We start from the raw sequence: 23,722 nt of genomic DNA, 5'->3' as shown, positions 1-23,722 counted from the left end.
GCATCGGCGGTTTATTCGTCGGCGGTCGACGCGACGAGGGCCATCAGCTCCTCCGGGTCCGCCGCCGGGGGGTGGTCGCGCCCACGGATGACCGCGGTCCCCTCGGGCGGTTCGTCCGCGCCGGGGACGACGACCTTCTCGTGGTCCGCGATCCGGAGGGCCGCCCGGTGGAGGTCCGACCCGGGGGGCGCACCGACGTCGACGACGAACGGGTCGCGGGTGAGTCTGGCAGCGACGCCGCCGTAGCCGGCCACCTGGGTACCCATCCGGTCGGCCGCGCCCGCGAACGCGCCGACGATTTCCCGGGCGCGCTCCCGGTAGGCGTCGTCCCCCGTGAGCGCCGCGAGATCGCACAGCGCGTCCGCGAACTCGACGTTGTCGTCGATCGGTCGGAGGGGCCTGTCGAGCAGTCCCGGCCCGCTGGCGCGGCCGTCGCGGAGGGCCGACTCGTCGCCGAGCACGTCGAGCGCGCGGTCGGCGACTGTCCGGGCCGTCTCCACCTCGTCGCCGAACGTCTGGGCGGCGGTGGCGAACGCGCCGACGACGCGGGCACAGTCCGACAGAACGTCGACCTCGCCCGCCTCCTCGCGGTCGGCGAAGTGGAGGACGCGGCCATCCTCGTCGACCAGGTCCGACCGCAGGTACGCCAGCGCGTCCTCGGCCGACGCCCGGGCGTCGGCGTCGTCGGTGTACGCGTACAGCGTCGACAGCGCGTCCGCGGCGAGCGCGTTGCCGCCGGCGTACGCGGTGAGGTCCCGACGGTCGCCCGCGGGGTCGATGCTGCCGCCGAAGGCGAACCCGGACCAGAGCTCCTCTCGGAGGAAGTCGGCGGCGTCGACCGCGACGTCGCGGTACGTCCCGTCGCCCGTGTAGAGGTAGGCGTTCGCGTACGCCCGCAGGAGCGCGGCGTTGTCGTCGAGCAGTTTCTCGCGGTGGGGGTCGCTCCAGTCGCGGGCGCCGGCGTACCGGAAGAAGCCGCCGTCGTCGTCGCGGAGGTTGCGCTCGATCGCGTCGAGCGTCTGGGTCGCCTTGTACCGGTCGCGCTTGAGCGCGAACTCGATCGTGTGCGGGAGGGGGAACTTCGCGTCGGTGCCCCACCCCGCGAACTCGGGGTCCCATTGGGCGTCCAGCTGGCCGGCCAGATGCTCGTCGATCCGCTCGTCGACCGGTCCGGAGGGGGTCGGATCGTCGGCCAGCGCGCGGGGGACGCGGCCCGCCGCCTCGCCCTTCGCGTCCCACGACTCGCGGACGCTGTCGAGCACCTGTCGGAACCCGGTCGGGCCGAGGTACGTCGCGCCCGTAAGGAGTTCGCCCGCGGGCGTGGTGAACACGGTCGAGGGGAACCCGCCCATGTTGTACCGCTCGCGGACCCGCGGGTGGCGGTCCACGTCGACGAGCACGGGGACGAAGCCGTCGTTGACGTTGGCCGCGATCCGGGGGTCGCCGAACGTCTCGACGGCCATCTCGTGACAGTCGTCACACCACGTCGCCGTGAGCCAGAGCAGCACGGGTTTGCCCGTCCGTTCGGCGGCGTCGAAGGCGTCCGCGCCCCACTCGTGCCACTCGACGCGGGTCTCCTCGTTCATACCACGACTCGGGGTCGGGTGTGCGTAAAGTCGGCGTTCCGGGCAGGCGGTTGCCCCCGTGGCCGTCCGCACCGCCGATTCCGGTTCGAGCACCCGCAAGGGATATACGCGACCCTCGGGAACGCTCCGTATGCGCATCCGCGCACGCTACGTCATCGCGCTGTTGCTGCTCATCCCCCTCGCGGACGCCGTGTTCCTCGTCTTCGTCGCCGACCGGATCGGCGGGGTGACGACGGTCGCGCTGGTGGTACTGACGGGGCTGATCGGGATGCTACTCGTGCGGGCCGAGGGCAGACACACCGTCCGTCGGCTCCAGGAGAAACTGGCGAGCGCGCAGATCCCGACCGCGGAGCTCCTCGACGGCGGCCTGCTCATCGCCGCGGGCGCGTTCCTGCTCACGCCGGGGCTGGTGACGGACGCCATCGGCTTCCTGCTCGCGGTGCCGCCGACGCGCTATCCCGTTCGGGCCCTGCTCGACCGGTACGTGCTCACGCCGTACATCGACCGCAAGACCGGCGGCCTCGCCACGGGGGTGGCGTGGACGGGCGGGTTCCCCGGGGACGACAGGACAGGCGGCGTCGGCGGAGCAGCCGGCTCGGGTGCCGGTGGACCGGATCGCGGCGGGTCCGGCGGGGCAGCGAGCGGAGGGGCGGGGGGCGGCCGGACGGACGGGTCGGGCGAGGACGTGGTCGACGTGGACCCCGACGACTATACGGTCGATGAGGGGTGAGAACGCACGACGTGACGGCGTTGTCGAACGGAAACGCTTAAACTACTCCCCCCGCAACCTCTGATTGCGCTCACCTGGGCCAATAGCTCAGTTAGGTTGAGCGCTCGGCTGATAACCGGGAGGTCCGCGGTTCAAATCCGCGTTGGCCCATATCGACCCCGGCCCGTCGTTGGGTCGGGGGAAATTGGGGCCATTGGCTCCCCAGCCACCCAATTTCCGCGTTCTCAATCCTACTTAGGGTACTTATGGGTCTCCGTGGAAGCATGGTTCTCGACGCCCCACAGAGCTTGCTGGCACTCTCAATAGCCATGCAGCTCGGAATCTCGGTAGGTGCGCTGAACGGAAGAAATACTGAATCTGAGTGAAAAGAATGGGCGTTCGGTATACTGGTAGCAGTACCCTGGGATTTGACACCTGACGCCTGAGAGACGAAGTATAGATTCAATGGCGCCGGTAGCAGATACGATTCGGATCTTCGAGGACAAGACCGAGAGAATCCTTTGGTTGCCGGTTCTCACAGTCGGATATTCGTTCGTACTAACAGGAGCCTCAGTCGACTTCTGGTTGGCTGTAATTTCGATTGTCCTGCTCGGGTTGGTCCTCATTGGGGGAGGTACAGGAATCTGGAATCAACACCAGATTCACCAGTGTCACGCAGAGTATGATGATGATCCGGGGGTAGCCGTAGAGTGTGAGGATCCCTCCGTGCAGATTACCACCTTTCTATCGATACTCTGTATCGCCATTGGTGCTGGAGGATCAGTTTTGACGCTCTACCGTCGATATCGCTGATCGGTTCGCAAGCCCACTTAGCGGCTGATTTGTCGCTGATGGCCGGAAAACGAACGATAACCGTCTACTGTATACACCCTCTGTATTCAGCAGGCGACGTTTAGCAGATCCCGGAGGGATCGGTAGTCGCTCCGGTAACTGCTTCACCTGTACTTTGCGTCACATTAGTTAGCTGTTTAGGGGTCACTTCCGAGAATAGCTAATTCTCGGCAGTCCTCCTTCTGTAAGTTCGTCGGCACTCGGGACAGACGTATGGAACCGGTGTGAGGATTTCGTCTGCCCGGAGGCTGCTAAGAAACCTGTCGTCTGACGCAAAGAGGATATCAACAGAGCCGGATTAGGTTACACCGGTCGCTTCGAGCACGCTTGTCATCGACAGTCCTTGGAGGATCATGCTTGCGACGACAACACCAAACACCGCCGTTTTGAGCTGACCTCCGAAGGGGATGGCCGGTCCGAGACTGAGCGCGAGAGCGATCGGTATCACGCCGTGCATTCCACCCCAGATTATGACGTGCTGGTAGCTTACGGGAACGGGGTCCTCGATCACCTGGTTCAGGAGATTCATAATCCCGTAGATTACGCCAGCACGGACACCGATCAGGAGGACAAGCGTAGTTAGCACGATCGGAAGTGTACTGAGCACTTGCCTCGACGATACCTCGATGCCGATGGCGACGAACAACATCGTTTCGAGCAGGAAGACGATGCTCTCCCAAATCCCCACCAGAAACTCGAGATTCTCCTCGCTCAGTGCGTACTTTCTGGACAACGTCCCCAAGATGAGGCCTGTAACTACCGTGGCGAGAATTCCACTTACGTGGAGCACGTGTTCCGCGACGTAAAACCCCCCGTAGACCGCGATGAACGATATCATGAAAAGATTCGCTTGGTCATTCGTTGCCCGTTGCATTCGGTACGTGGCGTATCCAATACCGATTCCGACGAGAGTTCCGCCCAGACTCACAATGAGGAAGTCGATCACGAACGCTCCCAACTGGTCTAACGAGAAGAGTCCCGTTCCGGTAAGTTCCGTGGGGCTAGCATCTCGTACGAGTGCTAACAACGCCGAGAACACAACGATCGCAAGACCATCATCGAGAAGGCTCTCCCCCTCGACAAGAACTGCCAGTCGTGGTGGAGCTCCCGCTTTCTCAAACAGTGAGAGGACGGCAACGGGATCGATCGGATAGGCCATCGCTCCGAACAGGAGCATGATCAACAGCGGCATTTCGAAGAGCTTCGTCCCGAGCCAGCCGATCGCTGTGATGGCGACGGGGAGCCCGACAAGAACGGTTATTACAGTGATCAGCAAGTTTTGTCGAAATCTCTCGTGGTCGATCTCCGCAGCGCCAAGGAACAGAATCGCGGGCAGAAATATGAAGAGAATCGCGTCATGCGTAAAGAGGGGGTCGAGGTTGAACCCGAGGTACGTCTGAAGGGGAAAAACCGACAACATGAATCCGACAGTGACAAGTAAAACGGTGTATGGGAGCAGGGTTCGGTTTGACAGAACCCGAACGCCGATAGCAATGGCGAAGGAGACAAGCACTCCCAAGACGACAGCGGTTGTCTCGACCATGCAGTATTTGAACGCTATTGTACCACTGGAGTCTCGATTCGCTTGAATGGCATGGCCAAGAAGGAATGGGAGGGGCGCATCTGTAGTGGCCGGCCGTTCTACTGGAATAGCTGTCTCAAGAGGAGGGTCTCAACAGAGCCAGAATAGCTTAGTTTCGGTAACTCTTCCTCGAGGATCGACTGTCACTCACAGCGCCCACACACAGGGAAGAAGTTGTTCAAATCGGCTGAGTCTGAATCAACTGCTACGTAGACCTGCTTACGAATCCCCGCCTCTGTTAGCGGACGTCTCGTCCGTATCTGGGTCGTTCCGTAGTTGTCGGACTAGATTCATATGCATGAGGTGGAGGTGCATCCCAATGCCGAACAGCAATAGCCCCATACCGACGAAGATGAGCGGCATGAGTAACGTCTCGACAGCGCTCGCGGGTGAGTCAGTGTTCTCGGGCAAGAGAACGACGGCCGCGAGGACGAACGTGACGAGGATGACACCGAGACCTGCTCTGACGAATCGGGAGTAGTGTCCGAGCTGCTGCAGGCGTTCTTCGATTCGCCTTGCGTCCATTCCACCGTCATCTGAAGCCATCTTTTTGAATAGAGTTACGAGGTCTTCACCGTCCGAGCAGTAGCGAAGGAAGCGGTGGGTGTGTTCGTGGTCGTCACTTAGCTGTTGGCCATACTCCGACAGGATTCGGCGCACTCCCGGAGGACGTCCGCGCAGACCTGACAGTGGTCGGCGTCGTGGCGCTCGCACTCCTCGGCGCACTCCTCGCACGCGCCGGCACAAGCCTGTGCGAGCTGGGTGCTATAGTTCGAACTCCGGGCTATAAAGCGGGCGTGCAGCGACGTGAGGTCAGCCACGTCCCGGCAGAGTCGGGCACACTTCTCCATCCCTTCCTCGCCGAGGCACTCGTCGGCACACCATTCACAGACCGCGGCGGCCTCGTTACAGTTCTCGATGCATTCGCGTTGCTCGTCGCTCAGGCTGTCGATTTTCGAGATGGTGTCTGAAAGGGACATACCATCCTAGGTGGCATCCGGCAACTGCGTAAACGATCTGCCTGCCACTGAAGGGGATCTTACCTACTCTTGAGTTGCTAAGGCGCCCATCCCAGACAACACGGATTGCATATTTCTCGACATCACCGATGGAGGAGCTCGCTAATCCCGGACACTGTACTTAGCGTTACATCAGTCAGCCGTACAGGGATTACTTCCGGGAATCGGGTAGTCTCGGCAACCAATTGGCTCGCGGGTGCCATCGACGACCGATCCCCCACTAGATCGACCTAATCGCGCCGGTGATGATGAACTATCATGCCAGAAAGAGTCGGCGTTCGCAGTGGCCGAAACCGCCATCTGAAGACCTCGTTTTTTGCGAGCCAAAATCTCACAAGAGCCCACCCAATAGCCACGTCGATCCACGGAGCGAGCGATATTCGCCTCCGAGCACAGCGGACGAACAATATGGTAAGTACCACTATTGAACTCGCCTGTCTGGGTACACTAGCGGCGATCGAGGGAGGCAACTATGGACAGGGACAACACATCGCCGGATCCGACGGGAGAGGACGGATCGACCGACACGAGCACGGCCGCCGTCTTCCCTCCCGCGGACGAACTGTACAGGGCGTTGGGTACCGCGAACAGGCGTCGCGTCCTGTACTACCTCCTCGACCGGCAGGCCGCCTCCATGGAGGAGCTATCCGATTTCCTGTCCGGGTGGAAGGCGGCGACCGCGGCGGGACCGGTCGGACCCGAGGAGCGGCGCCGCACTCGGACGCGCCTCTACCACACGGACGTCCCGGTACTCCAGGACATGGGGCTCGTCACCGTTGAGGAGGGGTCGGACGGGATACGGCTCGTCACTGTCGCCGATCCGGTTCGGGAGACCATCCGATCCGCGATCGAGTACGAGGAGGCTCGCGGCTCCGTCCCCACCCGATGAGACCCGTGTCGGTAGGGAGACGGCCGCTTCCGGGGGCCGTCCGCGGATGAGCGAACCGACCCTCGCGACACTTCTCGAGGAGGCGGAACGAACGCGAAAGTCGCTGGTCGTGTACGGACCGACGGAGTCGGACATTGTCACCCAGTTCGGTGCCCGAAACGTGGCCGTCGAGCACCGATCGCTTCCCGACGGGGGCCCCGACGAGTTCGTCATCGTTCGCGACGGCGACGAGTTCCGCTGTGCTATCGGACGCGAGGACCTCCAGGCGTTCCTCTCGCCGCCGATCCGTCAGCCCTGGGATCTCGGTCTGCTCCCCCCCGAGTACCGGAGTCTCTTCGAACTGCTCGACGACACCGTCTTCGGCTCGCTGAACCGGAGACAGCTCCTGGCGACCGCACGGGAACTCGAGGAGCGAGCCTACCGGCTGGGTCGGGGGACGTTCCGAGTCGGGTTCCAGTCCCTGTCCGCGTTCCGTTCCCAGGAGCGGATCTACCGACGACTCGCCGAGGAGACCGAACTCGACGTCCACGTCTACGCAGTCCCCGAGGCGCCGACGGAGGACACCTCGGACTGGCCGCTGACCTTCCACAGCGAGCCGTCCGACCAGATCGGACGCTACTGGTTCCTCCTGTTCGACGGGGACGGGAACGACGAGTGGAAGTGCGCGCTCGTCGCCGAGGAGCAGGAGGCCGGCACGTTCTACGGCTTCTGGACGTACGACCCGGCGATCGTCGACAGGGCGTTCGAGGCGCTGAGCGAGTATCCGTGAGGCGCTCGAATCCATGTTCGGCGAATCCGGAGGGCCGGGACGGGGTTCGTTCGAACTCCACTACTCCGTGACACTTACCTCACCGCTCGCCGACGTCGGGACGTATGTCCCCGTCCGCACCCTCCGAACCGACGGACACCGCCGATCGGAGCTACTCCTATCTCGACCACCTCGAACGCGGCGTCGACGCTGTCTCGAGGGCACCGTCGCTCGCGCTCGTGACGCTGCTGACGGCGCTGCTCGGGGTCGACAGATTCGACGACGTGCTCGCCAGTAACGAGATGCTCTCGGTAACGCTCGGCCTCCCCTCCCCCACGCCCGACCTCTGGTCGTTCCTCAACACGACGGGGCAGGTGAGCGTGACCGACGGCGTCGTCCGAGCTTTCGGGCCGGAGGGGGCGGCGCTACTGGTGGTCGGCACCGTCATCCGGGCCGTCCTCGGCGCCGGCATCCTCGGCGTCCTCGCCGGACTCGTCGGCGGAGGTGACCGACCGTCGTTCGCCACGGCCGCCCGCCGGTACTTCGTCCCCGTGTTCCTCTTCGAGGCTGCTGTCGCGCTCTGGGCGCTCCTCCTCGCGCTCCTGGCGCTCGCGAGCGGCGGGAGCGTCGGCCTCGTACTCGTCGGCATCCTCGTGGGACTCGCCGTGCTCTACGTCGCGTACGGGACCCCCTTCATCGCCGTCACGCACGACTACGGCTTCCGCCGAGCGCTCGACCGTAGCGTCTCGCTCTCCACGACTGGTCCGTACGTCGGGTTCACCGTCGGCTACGCGCTGACGGTTCTCGTTTGCTCACCGTTCGTAAGTGCATTGGCGTACGCGGACGGCGTTCCAGGCGTCCTCCTGGCCGCCGTCGTGGCGGCGCCCGTCGGTGCCGTGCTCGCCGGTGCGGCGACCTCCTTCTTCGCGAGCGTCGCGGAGTGAGTGGCCCGTCGTCCAGGTCTCGCCTTCGGTCGCGAGCGACCTACCGTCGCCGCTCAGAACCCCTCGCGGAGGAACGGCCTCGTCCCCGGGAACGCGGCTTCGAGCGTCTCCAGTCCGTCCCCGCCCCCGGACGTGACGGTGGCGTGGCCCAGTTCCTCCAGCCGACCTACCGTGTGCGAACCGACCGCGAGCCGGGAGAGCGCGCCGACGTCGAGTGAGACGTCCGGCTCCGCGTCCGTCGGCTCGCACGTCGCCGACCCGCCGTCGACGCGCAGTTCGACGGTTCCGTCGTTCCACTCGCAGTGGTCGTCCGTCACCCCGAGGACCACCTCCCCAGAGACACCGTCGGGGTACGAGAGCGACGACAACCCCGCGGACACGTCCACGAGACGGAACATCGGACCGGGCTCCACCTCGGTCTCGACCGCCGACGGGTCGGTGAGGCGGTCGAACAGCCGAGCGTCGTCCCGGCCGATCAGCCGGACGCGCTCGACCTGCGAGTCGTGGTTCCGGCAGAAGCGCAGGAGGTGCCCGCGCGCCTCCCGGTCGACGCCGACCAGTTCACGGGCGACGAGCGTCCTGCCGTGCTCTCCCTCGTCGTCCGATACGGAGTACACCACGTACCCCCGGAGTTCGCCATCACGCTCCCAGCCGTAGACGAACGGGTCCGTCTCCCAGGACCGGAACACGCGATAGCGCCACCAGTCCTCGGTCCTGTCGAGGCCGAGCGGCTCGGTCGCGGCTGCGGCGTACACGCCGTCGAGCCGCTCCCAGTCGTCCGCCGAGAGCCGCACGAACTCGCCGTCGGGTGGGGGGACGGCGCCCTCGAGTTCCGCTGGGGGAACCGTCAGGCGCGCGTAGTCGTTCACGCGGGCGTACCCGAGGCGGCGGTAGAACGAGTACTCGAACGGCCAGAGCGCGGCGAAGGCGACGCCGTCCGACCTGAACTCGTCGTGCAGCTCCGCGAGCATCTCGCGGACGATGCCGCGGCGTCGGTGCTCGGGCGGGGACGCGACCGCGGCGACGCCGCCGACCGGGTGGAACGCCCCCCGGATCCTGGCCGAGAAGTCGTAGTATCCACACACCGTGACCAGGTCCTCGGCCGATCGTTCCGCCGACGGCGTGCCGGCGGGAACCTCGTACATCCCGCGACGGTGGAAGGACGCGGGGCGGTCCGGACCGTCGCGGTCGGGGTCCGGTCCGCGTTCGGGGGCGAACGCGTGCAGGAGAACCCGGTCGTAGGTCTCCTCGTGGTCGTCGGGGACCGCGGCGTACTCCATGGCAGGCGTCGAGACGGGTACCGTATAGCCCTTGCGTCGCCCTGCCGCGTGGTGCCACGGCGCGGTCGGAATCGGGGGGTTCACCTGCCGGGCGAACCGAGCAGGACCATGACCGACTCCGACGGGAACTGGCGGACGCTCGTCACGCGCGATCGCATCCTGCTCGCGGTCGTGCTGGTCGTCGGTATCGCCGGGACCGGGATTGTCCGCCGCCAACTGGGCCTGCTCGGCTACAACGAACTCGGCCGCATCGTGTTCATCCTCGGTTACGGCGGCACCGTCTTCGTCCTCTGGTACGGCTGGATCCGCCCGCTGGACATCACCGGGCCGACCGACGAGTCGGGCCGCGACGGGAAGGAGTGAGGTCGGCGGACGGCGTCCGGCCGCGTCGCCCATCCACCGGAATTCGACGGGAAGAACGGAACGTTAATGCGGGCCCCGAAGCCAACTCGGTGTAAGAATGCTGCCGCTACAGGTCATCGACAGTTTCCTGCTCGATTACAACGTGGGGCAGGCGATCCTGCTCGGGTTCATCCTCACGACGGTGGCGACGTTGCTGCTCTCGCGTAAGGTGCTCGCGCTCAACACGATCCTCTTCGGAATCGTGTTCATGCTCACGCCCCAGAACCTCGTGCCGGTCCACTACCTGTTCCTCGGCATCGTCCTCCTGGTGGTCGGGCCGCTGCTGTTCGTGACGGCGCGGGACTAGCGGAACTGTTCGGTCGAACGCGAACCCTTTTGCCCACCCCATCACACCGATTCGCCATGGTCACCGCCCGCGCCCCGGCGACGAGCGCTAACCTCGGGAGTGGGTACGACACCTTCGGCGTCGCCCTCGAACGCCCAGCGGACACCGTCACCGTCGAGCGCGCGAGCGAGACGTCGATCGACGTCACCGGCGCGGGTGCACAGTACATCCCCGAGGATCCGGACGGTAACACCGTCGGCGCTGTCGCCGAGGCGCTCGAGGCGCCCGCACACATCAGCATCGACAAGGGCGTCCGCCCGGCCTCGGGACTCGGTTCCTCTGCCGCCTCCGCGGCCGCAGCCGCGCTCGCCCTGAACGAACTCTACGACCGCGGCCACACCCCGAAGGAGCTCGTGTCGGTCGCCGCGAAGGGCGAGGCCGTCGTCTCCGGCACCGCGCACGCGGACAACGTGGCCCCGTCGCTGCTCGGCGGCTTCACGATCATCCGCGGCGACGACGTCACCCGCGTCGACGCGGACGTCTCGCTCGTCGCCTGCCTGCCCGAGGTGGCAGTCTCGACCCGCGACGCGCGCGAGGTGGTCCCCGAGTCGCTCTCGATGGCCGACCACGTCGAGACGGTCGGGAACGCCGCGACGCTCACCGCCGGGATGTGCCGGTCGGACCCGACGCTCGTCGGCGAGGGGATGGACGACCCGGTCGTGACCCCGGCGCGCGCGGAGCTCATCACCGGCTACCACGCCGTCCGGGACGCGGCCTTCGACACCGGCGCGACCGGCGTCACGGTGAGTGGCGCCGGACCGTCGCTGCTCGCGGTGTGTTACCCCGAGAAGCGCCGCGCGGTCGCCGGAGCGATGGTCGAAGCGTTCGCCGACGCCGGCGTCGGGGCGCGGGCCTACCAGACCCGGGTCGGGCGGGGCGCGACGATACTGTAGCTACTGGGTCCCGCTCACGTCGTCCAGCGCCCGGTCGGCGAACCGTTCGCGGAGCTCTGGCGGCGGGAGCTGGCACTCGTCGGTCCGTCCGAACAGCCGGTAGCGGCGGGACGCGACGAGGTCGTAGCCCGCGTCGCGCAGTCGTTCGGGGCTGTACACGAGCGGCCAGAGGAGCGGCCACGGGCCGTCGAGGCGGCGCGCGACCCGGAGCGCAGCGGTGGACTTCTCGAAGGCGCGACCGCCCTCGACGAGCACGAACGAGTCGAATTCGTCGGCGTCGAGGCCGTGTCGCTCCTGCAGCGCCCGTCCGACCTCCGACTGGAGCGGGGCGAACCGGAACGTCCCGGCCGCGTCGAACCGGACGACGTTTCGAACGACGCCGTTGCAGAGGTTACAGACGCCATCGAAGAGGAGGACGGGGTGCTCTGTGGTGTCGAGTCCGGCGAGCGGGTCGTCCGCGGCGGAACCCTCGTCGCTCATGTGCCGACGTACGTGCCCGCGATGGATGAACCTGGCTGACAGGCGGCGCGTTCGTCTGCTGGGCAGTCCGCCGCGCGATCGCTCGCTGCCCTGCGGCGACTCGTCAGGTCACGGGGCGTGTGGCCCCGTCATCGTTCAAAAAGGTTCGTCGTGCGGTGGTGTGTTCGGTCTACTCGACCCGCTCAGACGCCGCGACCCTGGAGCTTCTCCTCCTCGGGCATCGTCTCGTTCGCCTGGCCCTTCATGCCGCGGCCGATCCCCTTGGCGATCTCCTTCAGGGTCTCAGGGTCGTCGTAGTTGTTGACGGCCCTGACGATGGCCGAACCCATCTTCGCGGGGTCCTGCGCGCCGAAGATCCCCGAGCCGACGAAGATGCCGTCGCAGCCGTGCTGCATCATCAGCGCGGCGTCGGCCGGCGTGGCGATGCCGCCGGCCGCGAAGTTTACGACCGGGAGCCGGCCCATCTCGGCCGTCTCGTGGACGAGGTCGCGCGGCGCCTCGTTCTTCCGCGCCCACTCGTCGCGCTCCTCGAACGCCATGCCCGAAAGCTGGCGGATGGAGCGCTGGATGGAGCGCTGGTGGGTCACGGCCTGGTTCACGTCGCCAGTGCCGGCCTCGCCCTTCGTGCGGATCATCGCCGCGCCCTCGTCGATGCGCCGGAGCGCCTCGCCGAGGTTCCGGGCGCCGCAGACGAACGGCGCGGTGAACTCGCGCTTGTCGATGTGGTAGCGCTCGTCCGCCGTGGTGAGCACCTCGGACTCGTCCACCATGTCGGCGCCCGTCGCCTCGAGGATCTGCGCCTCGGCCGTGTGGCCGATGCGGCACTTGCCCATCACCGGGATGGACACCTCGTCGATGATCTCCTCGAGCTTTCCGGGGTCGGCCATCCGCGCGACGCCGCCGCGCTTGCGGATGTCCGCCGGGACCGCCTCCAGGGACATGACCGCCACAGCGCCCGCGTCCTCCGCGATACGCGCCTGCTCGGGATCGACGACGTCCATGATGACGCCGCCCTTCTGCATCCGCGCGAAACCGCGCTTCACGAGGTCGGTTCCGCGCTTGAGGTCTTCGAGGTCCGTCTCGCTCATACGTTGAGGTACGGGTACGCACACTTAACGAGTGCCCTTCACCGGGAACGTCCCTCACCCCGAGTCGTGCAACCAGTAGCCGGTCGTTCTCCGCGGAACCGGGCGGCGCCAGACCGGGCCTCAGGACGACGAGTCGAGCGCCTGCTCGATCCGACGATCGGCCTGGGCGACCCGCTTTTCCACGAGCGCAGGGAACGTCTCCGGGAACCGCCCGCGGTCCCGGTGGATCACGTCGAGGATCGCCGAGAGCCTCGTCCGGAGTCCGTGAAGCCGCCGGTCCGCAGCCTCCGCGTTCCCGTTCTCCGCAGCTTCGGCCGCGCGGGACGCCTGCCGCCTCGACGCCTCCAGCGCGCGGAGGAGCCCGGGGAAACCGGGAGGGAGGTCGCTTCCCGGACCGTTTCCACCACCGTTCCTCCCGCCCTCCGTCCCTGTTCCGTCGCCGGCGTCGTCCGTCCCGTCGCCGTCCTCCGGGCTCGCGGTCGTCGACTCGTCGCGGAAGGGGTCCTCCTCGCCGTCGTCGTCGACGTCGTCGAGCAGGCCGTCGTCGGTCTCGGTCGGGGTGGCAGTCGTACCGTCGTCCGTGACGGTCCCGTTCAGGACGTCGTCGGTCGTCCCGTCCGCGCTCGTGAGCACGTCGTCGCCCGTGTCGTTCGCGGCCGTGAGGACGTCGCCGGTGGCGCTCCCGTCGGACGGACAGTTCGGTCCGGTGCTTCCGTTCACCACGTCGCCGTCGGTCCCGTTCGGAACGCCGTCACCGGTTCCGTTCCGGACGTCGTCGACGGTCCCGTTCGTCGCCGCCTCCACCCTCGAAGCCGCCTCATCGACGGCGGCCGCCGCCTCGTCCCCGCGTTCGACCGTGTCGTCCGGCGTCGGCACATCGTCGATGGCGTCGATGCCGTTCTCCGCGACGGAGTCGGTCTGGACGAGCGTCTCCGAGAGGAGCGTGTCGACGAAGCCGGCGAGCGCCGCCTTCCCCGTTCGGAGGTCGGCCACCGTCGCGGTCGTCTGGTCGGCGTCGGGGTTGACCCGGAACGCACCGGCCTCCCCCTCCTCGTCGGTGATCTCGGCGGTGAACGCCCCGTTCCGGTGGACGTACGTCCCGAAGCCGCCCTCCTCCCCCACGATGGGGCGACCGGCGTAGACGGCTCCGGCGAAGTCGTCCTCGACGGTCACGTCGGCGACCGATGGTCCGTCCGACCCGGCACCCGCCCGGACCTTCACGGCGTCCTCGTTGGGCGGGGAGATCACCGCGCCGTCCGCACCGGCCGCGGTCGGCGTCCCGTCCTCCTCGTGGTCGAGGCGTTCGGCGTAGGGGGCCAGGCCGGCGCCGTTCACCGTCAGGCGGTGGCCACCCTCCGGCACGTCGCGGAACGCGGCGACGCCGTGCCACGTCGGCACGGCTTCGGGCACCGACTCCAGCCGAGCGACCCCTTCGACGCGGACGCTCCGGGTGTCGATGCCGTTGCTCCCCGGCGCCTCGTCGGACGTCGTCGCCTCGCGGAGGACGCCGACGACGTCGCCGAGCGTGCCGCTGATGTCGAGTTCGTACCGGTCCGAGAGGGCGCTCCGGTGGATGGGGTCGGTCACGTCCGCGGCGGGGTTCGTGAACCGCGGCTGGTGCCACGGGACGCCCGTGGTGGTGATGTGGCCGGCGATCGCGTCCTCGGCGAACCGGGGGACCGCGAACTGGAAGCTCAGTTGCGGACCGGTGAACGCCTCGATGTGGTTCACGGCGTCGGTGTGTTCGAGCGCGTAGGTGCCGTCGGCTCCGTCCGCGTCCGGGTGGTTCTCCGACCGCAGGTGGAGCCCGCGCTCCCTGGTCGGCAGTTCGGTCGGCGGCGAGTCGTACTCGTCGAACGGGTCGATCGTCAGCTCCGCCGGGACGAGGTGCTCGGCGGTGACGTTCGGCAGTTCTGGGAGGTCGTACACCGGCGTTCCGTCCAGTTCCGGGACGGCGTAGGGCAGCGCGAACCCCTCGTCCCGGGGGAGCCCGTACGCCGCGGGGATGTCGATCAGGTCGAGGACGCTGTTCGTGATGTCGGCGATGTCGCCGCCGAGGGGGAAACGCTGGAACGTGTCGCGCTCTTGGTTCATCCCCAGCGCGCTCGAGTGGCTCCCCACCTCCGAGATGACGGCCGGCCGCGTCTCGTCGGGGTCGAGGAACTCGTTGTTGGGCACCTTCCGCGAGTGGGAACTGGCGACGAACAGTTCGGGCTCCTCGCTCTCGAGGTCGAAGAACACGTGGAGCACCTCCCAGTCGTGCCAGTGGAAGTTCACGGAGAACTGGTCGAACGCGGAGTAGAACCAGAACTGGATCACGCCGAGGTCGGTCCCCTCGTAGAACCGGCCGTGGTAGAACGCGATCGGCGCGGGCAGGCCATCCGCCTCCGTGACCTCCCTCGCGTAGCCGTCGAGGGCGTCGAACCCGTCCACGATGGTCCTCCCGTCGTCGGTCTCCGACTCGTAGTTCCGCGGGTCGGTCGGGTACCACGCCTCGGCGGCGCCGAAGTAGAGATCCGGCGCGAACAGTTCGGCGAGCCGTCGCTCGCGATCCTCCTCCATCTGTTTCGTCGGTGGCGGGGTCGGCGACCCCCTTTCGGAGAGAAGAGCGGCGGCGCCGATGGCCGCCGCTCCCGTCGCCCCCCCTACCAGTAGCTTGCGTCGCGTGAGTTGCACGGTCGTCTCCCCCCGTCTAGTCACGGCTTACCCGCTCCGGGATGAAAGGTCCGTCGCCGTCAGGACACCGACGAAGTGATACCGCGCGGGGCGGTGGTAGTTCACATGCAGGCCGCGCTCGTGATTCTCGACGGCTGGGGGCTCTCGGAGCGGGAGTCCCCCGAGCACAGGGACGCCGTGCGGGCCGCCGACACCCCGACGTTCGACCGGCTCCGTTCGGTAGGCGCGTTCGGGACGCTCGGGTCGTACGGGCGGAACGTGGGGCTCCCGAACGACCAGATGGGTAACAGCGAGGTCGGCCACGTGAACATCGGCGCCGGACGCACGGTGTACCAGGAGTACACCCGCATCAACGACGCCATCGAGGCCGGCGACCTCCCGACCAACGAGGCGATCGCCGGCGCGTTCGACCACGTCGAGGCCACCGGCGGCCGCGTCCACTTCGCCGGACTCGTCAGCGACGGCGGCGTCCACTCCGACGAGGAACACCTGTACGCGCTCGTCGAGGCCGCCGCCGACCGCGGGGTGGAGGCCGTGACCCACGCCTTCACGGACGGCCGCGACACGGCGCCCAAATCCGGCGCCGGCTTCCTGGCCGATCTCGAAACCGTCGTGGAGGCGCGGGGAACCGGCGACGTCGCGACGGTCACCGGGCGCTACTACGCGATGGACCGCGACGAGAACTGGGACCGGACGAAGCGGGCGTACGACGCCATCGTGAACCGCGAGGCGGAGCACGTCGCCCCCTCGGCAGTCGAGGCCGTCGAGGCGAGCTACGAGCGCGGCGAGACGGACGAGTTCGTCGAGGCGACGGTGATCGAGGGCGGGCCGGCCCTCGCCGACGGCGACGCGCTCGTGTTCTTCAACTTCCGGGCCGACCGCGCCCGCCAGCTCACCCGGATGCTGGCGGACATCCGCCCGGAGGACTGGGCGGCAGAGGGCGTCGTGACCAGTCCGCCCGCCGTCCACGTCGCGACCATGACCGACTACGACGCGACGTTCGACCTCCCGGTCGCGTTCCCGCCCCACCAGCCCGCGAACACGCTCGGTGAGGTGATCTCGGAGGCGGGGCTCACCCAGCTCCGCATCGCCGAGTCCGAGAAGTACGCCCACGTCACCTACTTCCTGAACGGCGGTCGCGAGGTGGAGTTCCCCGGCGAGCGGCGGGAGATCGTCCCCTCGCCCGACGTTCCCACCTACGACGCGCGCCCAGAGATGAGCGCCGTCGAGGTGACCGACACGGCGGTCGACATCGTCCGCTCGGACGACCCCGACCTACTCGTGCTCAACTACGCGAACCCCGACATGGTCGGGCACACGGGCGACTTCGACGCGGCGGTCGCGGCCGTCGAGGTCGTCGACCGCGAACTGGCCCGACTCGCGGAGGCGGTCCGGGAGGCCGGCGGCCACCTGCTCGTCACCGCCGACCACGGGAACGCGGACGACATGGGTACCCTCGAGAACCCGCACACTGCCCACACTTTTGCGCCGGTGCCTTTCGTCTACGTTGGCCCGGATGGGACCGACGGCGGCCGCCGGATTCGGACCGGCGGGTCGCTCCCCGACATCGCGCCGACGATCTTCGAACTCGTCGGTCTCGAGAAGCCGGCCGCGATGACGGGCGAGTCGCTGCTGGAGTAGTGGCGTGACGGGGGAGCAACGGGACCGTCGCGACGGGGGTCGATCCGGTAGCTAGGGGGAGAGCGCGTCGGCGGTGAGCACCCGCACCGACGTTGGGCGCTTCACGAACTCGCCCTCCGTCTCCGTGACGATCTGTTCGACGCCGCGTTGGGCCGCCACGTCCAGCACGCGCTGGGAGAGTTCGCCGTCGAGGACGAGCGCGATAGGACGACCCTCGACCCCGGAGACGGCGTCGAAGGCGTCCGCTGCCGGGACGTCCGCGAGGACGCCGTAGTCGGCGTCGAGCACGCGGGCGCGGTTCGAACCGTCCCGGATGACTCCACGGACGTGGTCCTTGAGCGTCGTCGTGGAGCCCGCGGACTCCGCCGCGGCGGCGCCGTTCGAGTCGACTCGCCCCCGGTCGGTCGGACCGTCGGCGACTTCGTCGTCGGCGGTGGCGTCGGCGTCCGCGTCGACGTCGTCCTCGGTGATGGCGTCGACTTCCGCGTCGTCCGCGACGGCCGGTTCGCTGTCCGGGGCGTCGGTAGCGCTCGACTCCCCCTCGGTACCGTCAGGGTCGATCTCCGACAGGTTCGGTCCGGGCGGGGTTGCAGTCCCGTCAGCCGATTCGGTTCGCTCCACGCCCGAGTCGCGGGAGTCGGCGTCCGGCGCCGGTCGGGCGCTACCGTCGGTCGCCGCCACGGACCCCGCGTCTGCACCGGGGCCTGACGGCTCGGCCCCCGACTCGTCGAACTGGACCCCGTCGAGTTCGAGCGTGTCGAACGGGACCTTGTCGCGGAGCCCGGCCATCACCTCGTGTCGGGCGAGGTCCTCGACCGAGCGGCCCTCGGGGGCGAACGCGACGTAGTCGACGTCGCCGACCTGCGCGAGTTCGCGGAGGATGAGTTCGCCGCCGCGGTCGCCGTCGAGGAACGCCGTGACCGTGCGCTCGGCCGAGAGGCTCGCCACCGCGTCCGGGACGTTCGTCCCCTCGACGGCGACGGCGTTCTTGACGCCGTACTTCAGGAGCGTGAGCACGTCGGCGCGGCCCTCGACGACGACGACGGCGTCGGAATCGCGGACGCGGGGGCCGGCAGGCAGGTCCTCGAACTCGCCGATCCGTTCGACCCGCTGGGCCTCGCGGACCTCCTCGAGGATCTCCGTCGAGTCCATGACGGACTCGTCGAAGGAGTCGGCGAGCAGTTCCTTGGCCCGTTCGACGACCTCGCGTCGCTTGGCGGCGCGCATGTCCTCGATGTTCGTCACCTCGACGCGGGCCTCGCAGGGCCCGACGCGGGTGATCGACTCGAGGCTGGCCGCCAGGATGGATGTCTCGACCTTGTCGAGGCTCGACGAGATGGTGATCTGTCCGAAGCTCTGCCCGTTCTCCGAGCCGACGTGGACGTCGATGCGGCCGACCTTGGAGGACTGCTGGAGGTCCCTGAGGTCCAGCTCGTCGCCGAGCAGGCCCTCGGTCTGGCCGAACACCGCGCCCACGACGTCGCTGCGTTCGACGACGCCGTCGGCCGTGATTCGCGCGTGGATGAGATATTTTGCTGAGTCGTCCATGTGAGACCCCTCCTCGGGGCGATGATGGTGATATGATGGTGACGCGTGTCACCGTTGAATATATAAGCTCGCCGTCGTGGAAATACCTGTCGTACCACGGCCCCAGCGTGTGCACAGTTCAGCGAGAGCTGTGACCGAGTCCATCCGCCGAATTCCCCCGAATCGAACCCGTCTCGCCGGCCGACCCGCCGCGATGTGGACGAACGGTCAACCTACCGAGCGCAGCGTGTCCAGGGAAACGCGCAGCGACTCGCGGGACCCTACAGCGGGGAGCCGTTCGAGGAGATCGTATCGTCGTCACCTCCCGGACAAGCGTGGGAAGCCACCGGCACGATCAGCGTTCACTCGGTTCCGACTCCCATCGTCGCACCTTTATAAATCGGCACCGAAACACTCCCGACATGACCATGCGCCGCGCCAAGATCGTCTGCACCCTCGGGCCGGCCTCCGACGACCGCGCCACGGTCCGGGCGCTGGCGGACGCCGGGATGTCCGTCGCGCGCCTGAACGCCAGCCACGGCACGACGGAGGACCGGGGGGAACTCATCGACACGATCCGGACGGTGGACGACGCGACGGACCGACCGCTCGCCGCGATGCTCGACCTCCAGGGGCCGGAAGTCCGGACCGCCGAGATCGACGAGCCGATCCGACTCGAAACCGGCTCCCAGGTGCGGTTCGTCGAGGGCGACACCGCGACGCCGGAGGAGGTCGGCCTCAGCTACTCCATCGCCAGCGCCGAGGCCGGCGACGTCGTGCTCCTCGACGACGGGCGCATCCACACCACGGTCGACCGGGTGACCGACGACGGCGCCGTCATCGCCCGCGTCGACTCGGGCGGCCAGTTGAGCTCCCGGAAGGGGGTGAACGTCCCCGGCGTGGAGCTGGGACTCGACACCATCACCGAGCGCGACGAGGCCGAACTCGACCTCGCCGCGGAGGCGGAGGTCGACTTCGTCGCCGCCTCGTTCGTCCGCGACGCCGAGGACGTGTACGCCGTCAGCGACGCGCTGGACGAGCGCGGCGCCGGCGACATCCCCATCGTGTCGAAGATCGAACGGGCCGGGGCCGTCGAGAACCTGGCGGGAATCGTCGAGGCGTCCTACGGCGTGATGGTCGCACGCGGCGACCTCGGCGTCGAGTGTCCGCTGGAGGACGTCCCCATGATCCAGAAGCGGATCATTCGAACCTGCGTGAACTCCGGGACGCCCGTCATCACGGCGACCGAGATGCTCGACTCAATGGTCCACTCCCGGCGACCGACCCGCGCGGAGGCCTCCGACGTGGCCAACGCCGTGCTCGACGGCACCGACGCCGTGATGCTCTCGGGGGAGACCGCCGTCGGCGACCACCCGGTCCGGGTCGTCGAGACGATGCACCGCATCGTCAGGCAGGTGGAGAACAGCGAGGAGTACGCCGAGACGCGGGAGGCCCGGGTCCCGAACGCCGAAGGCGACTCCCGGACGGAGGCGCTCGCCCGCTCTGCCCGCTATCTCGCGCGCGACACCGACGCCGCAGGGGTCGTCGCCGCCTCCGAGTCCGGCTACACCGCCCGGAAGACGGCGAAGTTCCGCCCCGGCGTCCCGGTCGTGGCGACGACGCCGAACGACCACGTCCGCCGCCAGCTCGCCCTCTCGTGGGGCGTCCGGCCGATGTACTCCGACTACTCGGCCGGGGTGGAGTCCATCATGGATTCTGCCGTGTCGGCCGCGCTCGAGGCCGGCGTCGCCCGGTCCGGCGACACGCTCGTCGTGCTCTCCGGGATGATGACCGAACTCGAGGGGACGAACACGACGAACACGCTGAAGCTCCACGTCGCCGCCGAGACGGTGGCGACCGGCCGGACCGTCGTGGGCGGTCGCGTCGCCGGGCCGATCCGCCGCGTCCGCGACGGCGACCTCTCAGAGTTCCCCGACGGCGGCCTCGCGATCCTCTCGGCCGACTTCGAGGGCGAGTTCGTCGGCGACACGGGCAAGCTCGGCGGCATCGTCGACGCGCGGCCCGGCATGACCGGGTACCCCGCGCTCGTGGCCCGCGAACGGGGGATTCCGATGGTCTCCGGGGCGCCGATCCCGCCGGAGATCGCCGACGACTCCACCGTAACCCTCGACGCCGAACGCGGCGTCGTCTACGAGGGGAACATCATGGCCCACGCAGGAGAGCGGTGACGGCCTACTTCGGCGGTGTACGTCCGATTCTGGCGACGTACTGGAACGCTGCCAGGCGACCCGGGGACCCCGAGGACGGCCCGCCACCCCTTTATCGCCGCGCGACGAACACCATCACATGACTGACGACTCCGACGGCTCCGACGACTCTGCCGACTCCGACAACGGATGGCGCTTCCAGCTCGACGAGGTGGACGAGAACGGGATCGTCCAGCCGGAGGCCGAACCCATCGAGCCGGAACGGATCACCCTCGAGAACGCGCTGTTCGTCACCGTCGGCGCCCTCGGCACGCTGCTCGTGTTCGTCGCGGCGCTTTAGTACCAGCCACCCAACACCCCGCTATGCTCCTGCAGTCCGACCTCCTGGGGCCCGACACGCTCCCGCTGTTGCTCGTCGCCTCCGGCCTCGTCATCTCCATACTCGAGGCGCTCGCACCGGGCGCGCACCTGATCGTCATCGGCATCGCGCTGCTGGCGGCGGGGCTGGTGGGGCTGCTCATCCCCCCGCTCGCGGGTCCGTTCGTGCTGGGGCTGTTCGTCATGCTCTTCGGCGCGCTGGCGTTCTACGGCTACCGCGAGTTCGACATCTACGGTGGGAAGGGTCAGGCGCAGACGTCCGACTCGGCCTCCCTGCGGGGCGAGACTGGGCGCGTGACCGAGACGGTGACGCCTACCGGTGGGCAGATCAAACTCGACGGCGGCGGGTTCAACCCCTACTACTCGGCGCGGTCGGTCCACGGCGATATTCCCGTCGACACGGAGGTGATGGTCGTCGACCCCGGCGGCGGGAACGTCGTCACCGTCGAATCGCTCGAGGGCGATATGGACGACATCGACCGGGAACTTGCACGCGGGCGACGCTCCCGGTCGGCCGGGAACGGCGACGGCGGACGGGCGGGCGTCGAGCGGGAACGCGAGACCGAGCGGGAGTGAGGGCCGAACCCTTAAGCCCCGGGGCGAGAAGGCTCGCACATGGTCCCGCTTCCGTTACAGTTCGCCGGACTCACCGCGGCGTTCCTCGGGCTGCTGTTCCTGCTCGTGGTCGTCGTGGCGCTGTACTCCGCGATCGTCATCGTCGACGCCTACGAGAAACAGGCCCTCACGGTGTTCGGCGAGTACCGACAGCTGCTCGAACCGGGTATCAACATCGTCCCCCCGTTCGTCTCCCGGACGTACACCTTCGACATGCGCACGCAGACCCTCGACGTGCCGCGCCAGGAGGCGATCACCCGCGACAACTCGCCGGTGACCGCCGACGCCGTCGTCTACATCAAGGTGATGGACGCGAAGAAGGCGTTCCTCGAGGTCGAGGACTACAAGACCGCGGTCTCCAACCTCGCCCAGACGACCCTCCGTGCGGTGCTGGGCGACATGGAACTGGACGACACGCTGAACAAGCGCCAGGAGATCAACGCGCGCATCCGGAAGGAGCTCGACGAGCCCACCGACGAGTGGGGCATCCGCGTCGAGTCCGTCGAGGTCCGCGAGGTCAACCCCTCGAAGGACGTCCAGCAGGCGATGGAGCAGCAGACCTCCGCCGAGCGCCGTCGCCGCGCCATGATCCTGGAGGCGCAGGGTGAACGGCGCTCCGCCGTCGAGTCCGCGGAGGGCGAGAAGCAGTCGAACATCATCCGCGCCCAGGGTGAGAAGCAGAGCCAAATCCTCGAGGCGCAGGGTGACGCCATCTCGACCGTGCTGCGCGCCAAGTCGGCCGAGTCGATGGGCGAGCGCGCCATCATCGACAAGGGACTTGAGGCGCTCGTCGACATCGGGCAGGGCGACTCCACGACGTTCGTCCTCCCGCAGGAGCTCACCTCGCTCGTCGGCCGCTACGGCAAGCAGCTGACCGGCTCGGACGTCCAGGATTCCGAGGGGCTGGATTCGATGGAGTTCGACGAGGAGACCCGCGAGATGCTCGGACTGGACGACATCGAGGAGATCCTCGGCCAGATCGACGAGGCCGCCGAGATGGACACCGAGGCGCTCGAACAGGAGGCGGCGGCGGTGAAGTCCGGCGACATCCCCGGCGACATCAAGTCCGCCGACGAGATCATCTCGGAGTCGAACTCCGAGGACACCATCAAACCCGCCGACGAGGTCATCGACGAGAGCGACGGATCGGCCGCCGGCGAGGCCGAACCCGAGTCGGAGACCGAGTAGCGACCGAACCCGGACGGGTGGTGACGCCCCCGGACCGGCGACGACATCCTTTTGCGGACCCCCACTCTACGAGGGCGTGTGACGCGCGAAGTGGACGCGAACAAACGGGCGACCCTCCGGCGGTTCGCCGCCCTGGGGGCGGCGACGCCGCTGGTGGCGAGCGGCACCGCGGCCGCCGAGGAGGACACCTCGGCCGTCCGGGACGCCATCCGCGGCTACCTCGCGACGACGCCCGGCGCCCACTTCTCGAAGCTCCGCGACGACCTCCGCCTCGGCACCGGCGAGACCCAGCATCACCTCCGCCGACTTGAGTCGACGGGCGAGGTGACCTCCACGAAGGACGGCGACTACCGGCGGTACTACCCCGCCGGACGCTTCTCGTCGTTCGAGATGGTCGCGCTCGGCTACCTCCGACGACCGACCCCGCGGGGAATGCTCGTCGAACTCCTCCGCGACCCGACGGCGACCGGTGCGGACGTGGCCCGCGCGCTCGACGTGTCGCGGGCGACCGTCAGCAACTACGCGGGCGAACTCGAGACGGCCGGCCTGCTCGACCGCTCGGACGGCTACGCGGTCGCCGACCCGGAGACGGTCATCGCCCTGCTGGTGCGCTACGCCGACTCGTTCGGGCCGGACGCGGCGGCGTTCGCCGACGACGCGGCCGAGTACATCAGCTACGACGGGTAGAACGGGGTCCGGCGGGAGGGCGAA

The 23,722-nt window shown here is 67.9% G+C and carries 22 protein-coding genes and 1 tRNA gene; 14 read left to right on the top strand and 9 right to left on the bottom strand.

Annotation, left to right across the window (positions count from 1 at the left end; translation table 11 throughout):
• Positions 1-11: 11 nt before the first annotated feature.
• Positions 12-1,586: a DUF255 domain-containing protein gene (locus HUG10_RS01250; protein WP_179167823.1), complete on the bottom strand. Its 1,575-nt coding sequence runs from the start codon at positions 1,584-1,586 to the stop codon at positions 12-14.
• A 136-nt stretch (positions 1,587-1,722) separates the two neighbouring features.
• Here HUG10_RS01250 and HUG10_RS01245 point away from each other — a divergent pair, with 136 nt between their 5' ends.
• Both HUG10_RS01245 and HUG10_RS01240 read left to right on the top strand, forming a co-directional pair.
• On the top strand, positions 1,723-2,316 hold the full coding sequence (locus tag HUG10_RS01245) for an FxsA family protein (RefSeq protein WP_246310268.1): 594 nt from the start codon (positions 1,723-1,725) through the stop codon (positions 2,314-2,316).
• 76 nt (positions 2,317-2,392) lie between these two features.
• Positions 2,393-2,466 (top strand) — tRNA-Ile (locus tag HUG10_RS01240).
• A gap of 979 nt (positions 2,467-3,445) precedes the next feature.
• Here the strand turns inward: HUG10_RS01240 and HUG10_RS01235 are convergent.
• The 3 genes from HUG10_RS01235 to HUG10_RS01225 all read right to left on the bottom strand — a co-directional run bounded on the left by HUG10_RS01235 (position 3,446) and on the right by HUG10_RS01225 (position 5,709).
• Positions 3,446-4,690 carry a cation:proton antiporter gene (locus tag HUG10_RS01235; protein WP_179167821.1) on the bottom strand — a complete coding sequence of 415 codons (1,245 nt, stop codon included), beginning with the start codon at positions 4,688-4,690 and terminating at the stop codon, positions 3,446-3,448.
• Between the two features lie 258 nt (positions 4,691-4,948).
• On the bottom strand, positions 4,949-5,275 hold the full coding sequence (locus HUG10_RS01230; RefSeq protein WP_179167820.1) for a hypothetical protein: 327 nt from the start codon (positions 5,273-5,275) through the stop codon (positions 4,949-4,951).
• Between the two features lie 77 nt (positions 5,276-5,352).
• On the bottom strand, positions 5,353-5,709 hold the full coding sequence (locus HUG10_RS01225; protein WP_179167819.1) for a four-helix bundle copper-binding protein: 357 nt from the start codon (positions 5,707-5,709) through the stop codon (positions 5,353-5,355).
• 511 nt (positions 5,710-6,220) lie between these two features.
• Here HUG10_RS01225 and HUG10_RS01220 point away from each other — a divergent pair.
• The 3 genes from HUG10_RS01220 (at position 6,221) to HUG10_RS01210 (ending at position 8,329) form a co-directional block, all read left to right on the top strand.
• On the top strand, positions 6,221-6,637 hold the full coding sequence (locus HUG10_RS01220) for a DUF7344 domain-containing protein (protein ID WP_179167818.1): 417 nt from the start codon (positions 6,221-6,223) through the stop codon (positions 6,635-6,637).
• A gap of 46 nt (positions 6,638-6,683) precedes the next feature.
• Positions 6,684-7,406: a DICT sensory domain-containing protein gene (locus HUG10_RS01215; protein ID WP_179167817.1), complete on the top strand. Its 723-nt coding sequence runs from the start codon at positions 6,684-6,686 to the stop codon at positions 7,404-7,406.
• A gap of 104 nt (positions 7,407-7,510) precedes the next feature.
• Positions 7,511-8,329 carry a hypothetical protein gene (locus HUG10_RS01210; RefSeq protein WP_179167816.1) on the top strand — a complete coding sequence of 273 codons (819 nt, stop codon included), beginning with the start codon at positions 7,511-7,513 and terminating at the stop codon, positions 8,327-8,329.
• Between the two features lie 53 nt (positions 8,330-8,382).
• On the opposite strand, the gene HUG10_RS01205 is transcribed toward HUG10_RS01210, so the two are convergent.
• Positions 8,383-9,609 (bottom strand): GNAT family N-acetyltransferase, encoded by a 1,227-nt coding sequence (locus HUG10_RS01205; RefSeq protein ID WP_179167815.1) that lies wholly within the window; start codon positions 9,607-9,609, stop codon positions 8,383-8,385.
• Between the two features lie 108 nt (positions 9,610-9,717).
• Between HUG10_RS01205 and HUG10_RS01200 the strand changes: the two genes are divergently transcribed.
• The 3 genes from HUG10_RS01200 to HUG10_RS01190 all read left to right on the top strand — a co-directional run bounded on the left by HUG10_RS01200 (position 9,718) and on the right by HUG10_RS01190 (position 11,250).
• On the top strand, positions 9,718-9,972 hold the full coding sequence (locus HUG10_RS01200) for a hypothetical protein (RefSeq protein WP_179167814.1): 255 nt from the start codon (positions 9,718-9,720) through the stop codon (positions 9,970-9,972).
• 97 nt (positions 9,973-10,069) lie between these two features.
• Entirely contained in the window at positions 10,070-10,318 is a 249-nt protein-coding gene (locus HUG10_RS01195) for a hypothetical protein (protein ID WP_179167813.1), read from the top strand.
• 56 nt (positions 10,319-10,374) lie between these two features.
• Complete coding sequence (locus tag HUG10_RS01190) at positions 10,375-11,250, top strand: homoserine kinase (RefSeq protein ID WP_179167812.1); 876 nt, start codon at positions 10,375-10,377, stop codon at positions 11,248-11,250.
• Here HUG10_RS01190 and HUG10_RS01185 read toward each other — a convergent pair whose 3' ends face one another.
• The 3 genes from HUG10_RS01185 to HUG10_RS01175 form a co-directional block, all read right to left on the bottom strand.
• Positions 11,251-11,730: a thiol-disulfide oxidoreductase DCC family protein gene (locus HUG10_RS01185; RefSeq protein WP_179167811.1), complete on the bottom strand. Its 480-nt coding sequence runs from the start codon at positions 11,728-11,730 to the stop codon at positions 11,251-11,253.
• Between the two features lie 182 nt (positions 11,731-11,912).
• On the bottom strand, positions 11,913-12,818 hold the full coding sequence (pdxS, locus tag HUG10_RS01180) for a pyridoxal 5'-phosphate synthase lyase subunit PdxS (RefSeq protein ID WP_179167810.1): 906 nt from the start codon (positions 12,816-12,818) through the stop codon (positions 11,913-11,915).
• A 120-nt stretch (positions 12,819-12,938) separates the two neighbouring features.
• A complete protein-coding gene (locus HUG10_RS01175; RefSeq protein ID WP_179167809.1) occupies positions 12,939-15,380 on the bottom strand; it encodes a hypothetical protein in 2,442 nt (813 codons plus the stop codon).
• A 219-nt stretch (positions 15,381-15,599) separates the two neighbouring features.
• Here HUG10_RS01175 and gpmI point away from each other — a divergent pair, with 219 nt between their 5' ends.
• Positions 15,600-17,135 carry a 2,3-bisphosphoglycerate-independent phosphoglycerate mutase gene (gene gpmI / locus HUG10_RS01170; RefSeq protein ID WP_179167808.1) on the top strand — a complete coding sequence of 512 codons (1,536 nt, stop codon included), beginning with the start codon at positions 15,600-15,602 and terminating at the stop codon, positions 17,133-17,135.
• 51 nt (positions 17,136-17,186) lie between these two features.
• Here the strand turns inward: gpmI and dnaG are convergent, their stop codons facing one another.
• On the bottom strand, positions 17,187-18,683 hold the full coding sequence (gene dnaG / locus HUG10_RS01165; RefSeq protein ID WP_179167807.1) for a DNA primase DnaG: 1,497 nt from the start codon (positions 18,681-18,683) through the stop codon (positions 17,187-17,189).
• A 407-nt stretch (positions 18,684-19,090) separates the two neighbouring features.
• On the opposite strand from dnaG, the gene pyk reads away from it, so the two are divergent.
• The 5 genes from pyk (at position 19,091) to HUG10_RS01140 (ending at position 23,698) form a co-directional block, all read left to right on the top strand.
• Positions 19,091-20,851, top strand: coding sequence for a pyruvate kinase (gene pyk / locus HUG10_RS01160; RefSeq protein WP_179170960.1), 1,761 nt, complete (start codon positions 19,091-19,093; stop codon positions 20,849-20,851).
• 118 nt (positions 20,852-20,969) lie between these two features.
• Positions 20,970-21,170: a DUF7312 domain-containing protein gene (locus HUG10_RS01155; protein ID WP_179167806.1), complete on the top strand. Its 201-nt coding sequence runs from the start codon at positions 20,970-20,972 to the stop codon at positions 21,168-21,170.
• 23 nt (positions 21,171-21,193) lie between these two features.
• Positions 21,194-21,784 carry an NfeD family protein gene (locus tag HUG10_RS01150; protein WP_179167805.1) on the top strand — a complete coding sequence of 197 codons (591 nt, stop codon included), beginning with the start codon at positions 21,194-21,196 and terminating at the stop codon, positions 21,782-21,784.
• A 39-nt stretch (positions 21,785-21,823) separates the two neighbouring features.
• Positions 21,824-23,011, top strand: a complete 1,188-nt coding sequence (locus HUG10_RS01145; protein WP_179167804.1) for an SPFH domain-containing protein — start codon at positions 21,824-21,826, stop codon at positions 23,009-23,011.
• A gap of 78 nt (positions 23,012-23,089) precedes the next feature.
• Positions 23,090-23,698, top strand: a complete 609-nt coding sequence (locus HUG10_RS01140) for a winged helix-turn-helix transcriptional regulator (protein ID WP_179167803.1) — start codon at positions 23,090-23,092, stop codon at positions 23,696-23,698.
• Positions 23,699-23,722: the final 24 nt, after the last annotated feature.

Origin of the sequence: Halorarum halophilum, assembly GCF_013401515.1 — an archaeon.
Classification (GTDB): Archaea; Halobacteriota; Halobacteria; order Halobacteriales; family Haloferacaceae; genus Halorarum; species Halorarum halophilum.
This window is presented reverse-complemented; position numbering and strand designations above follow the sequence as displayed.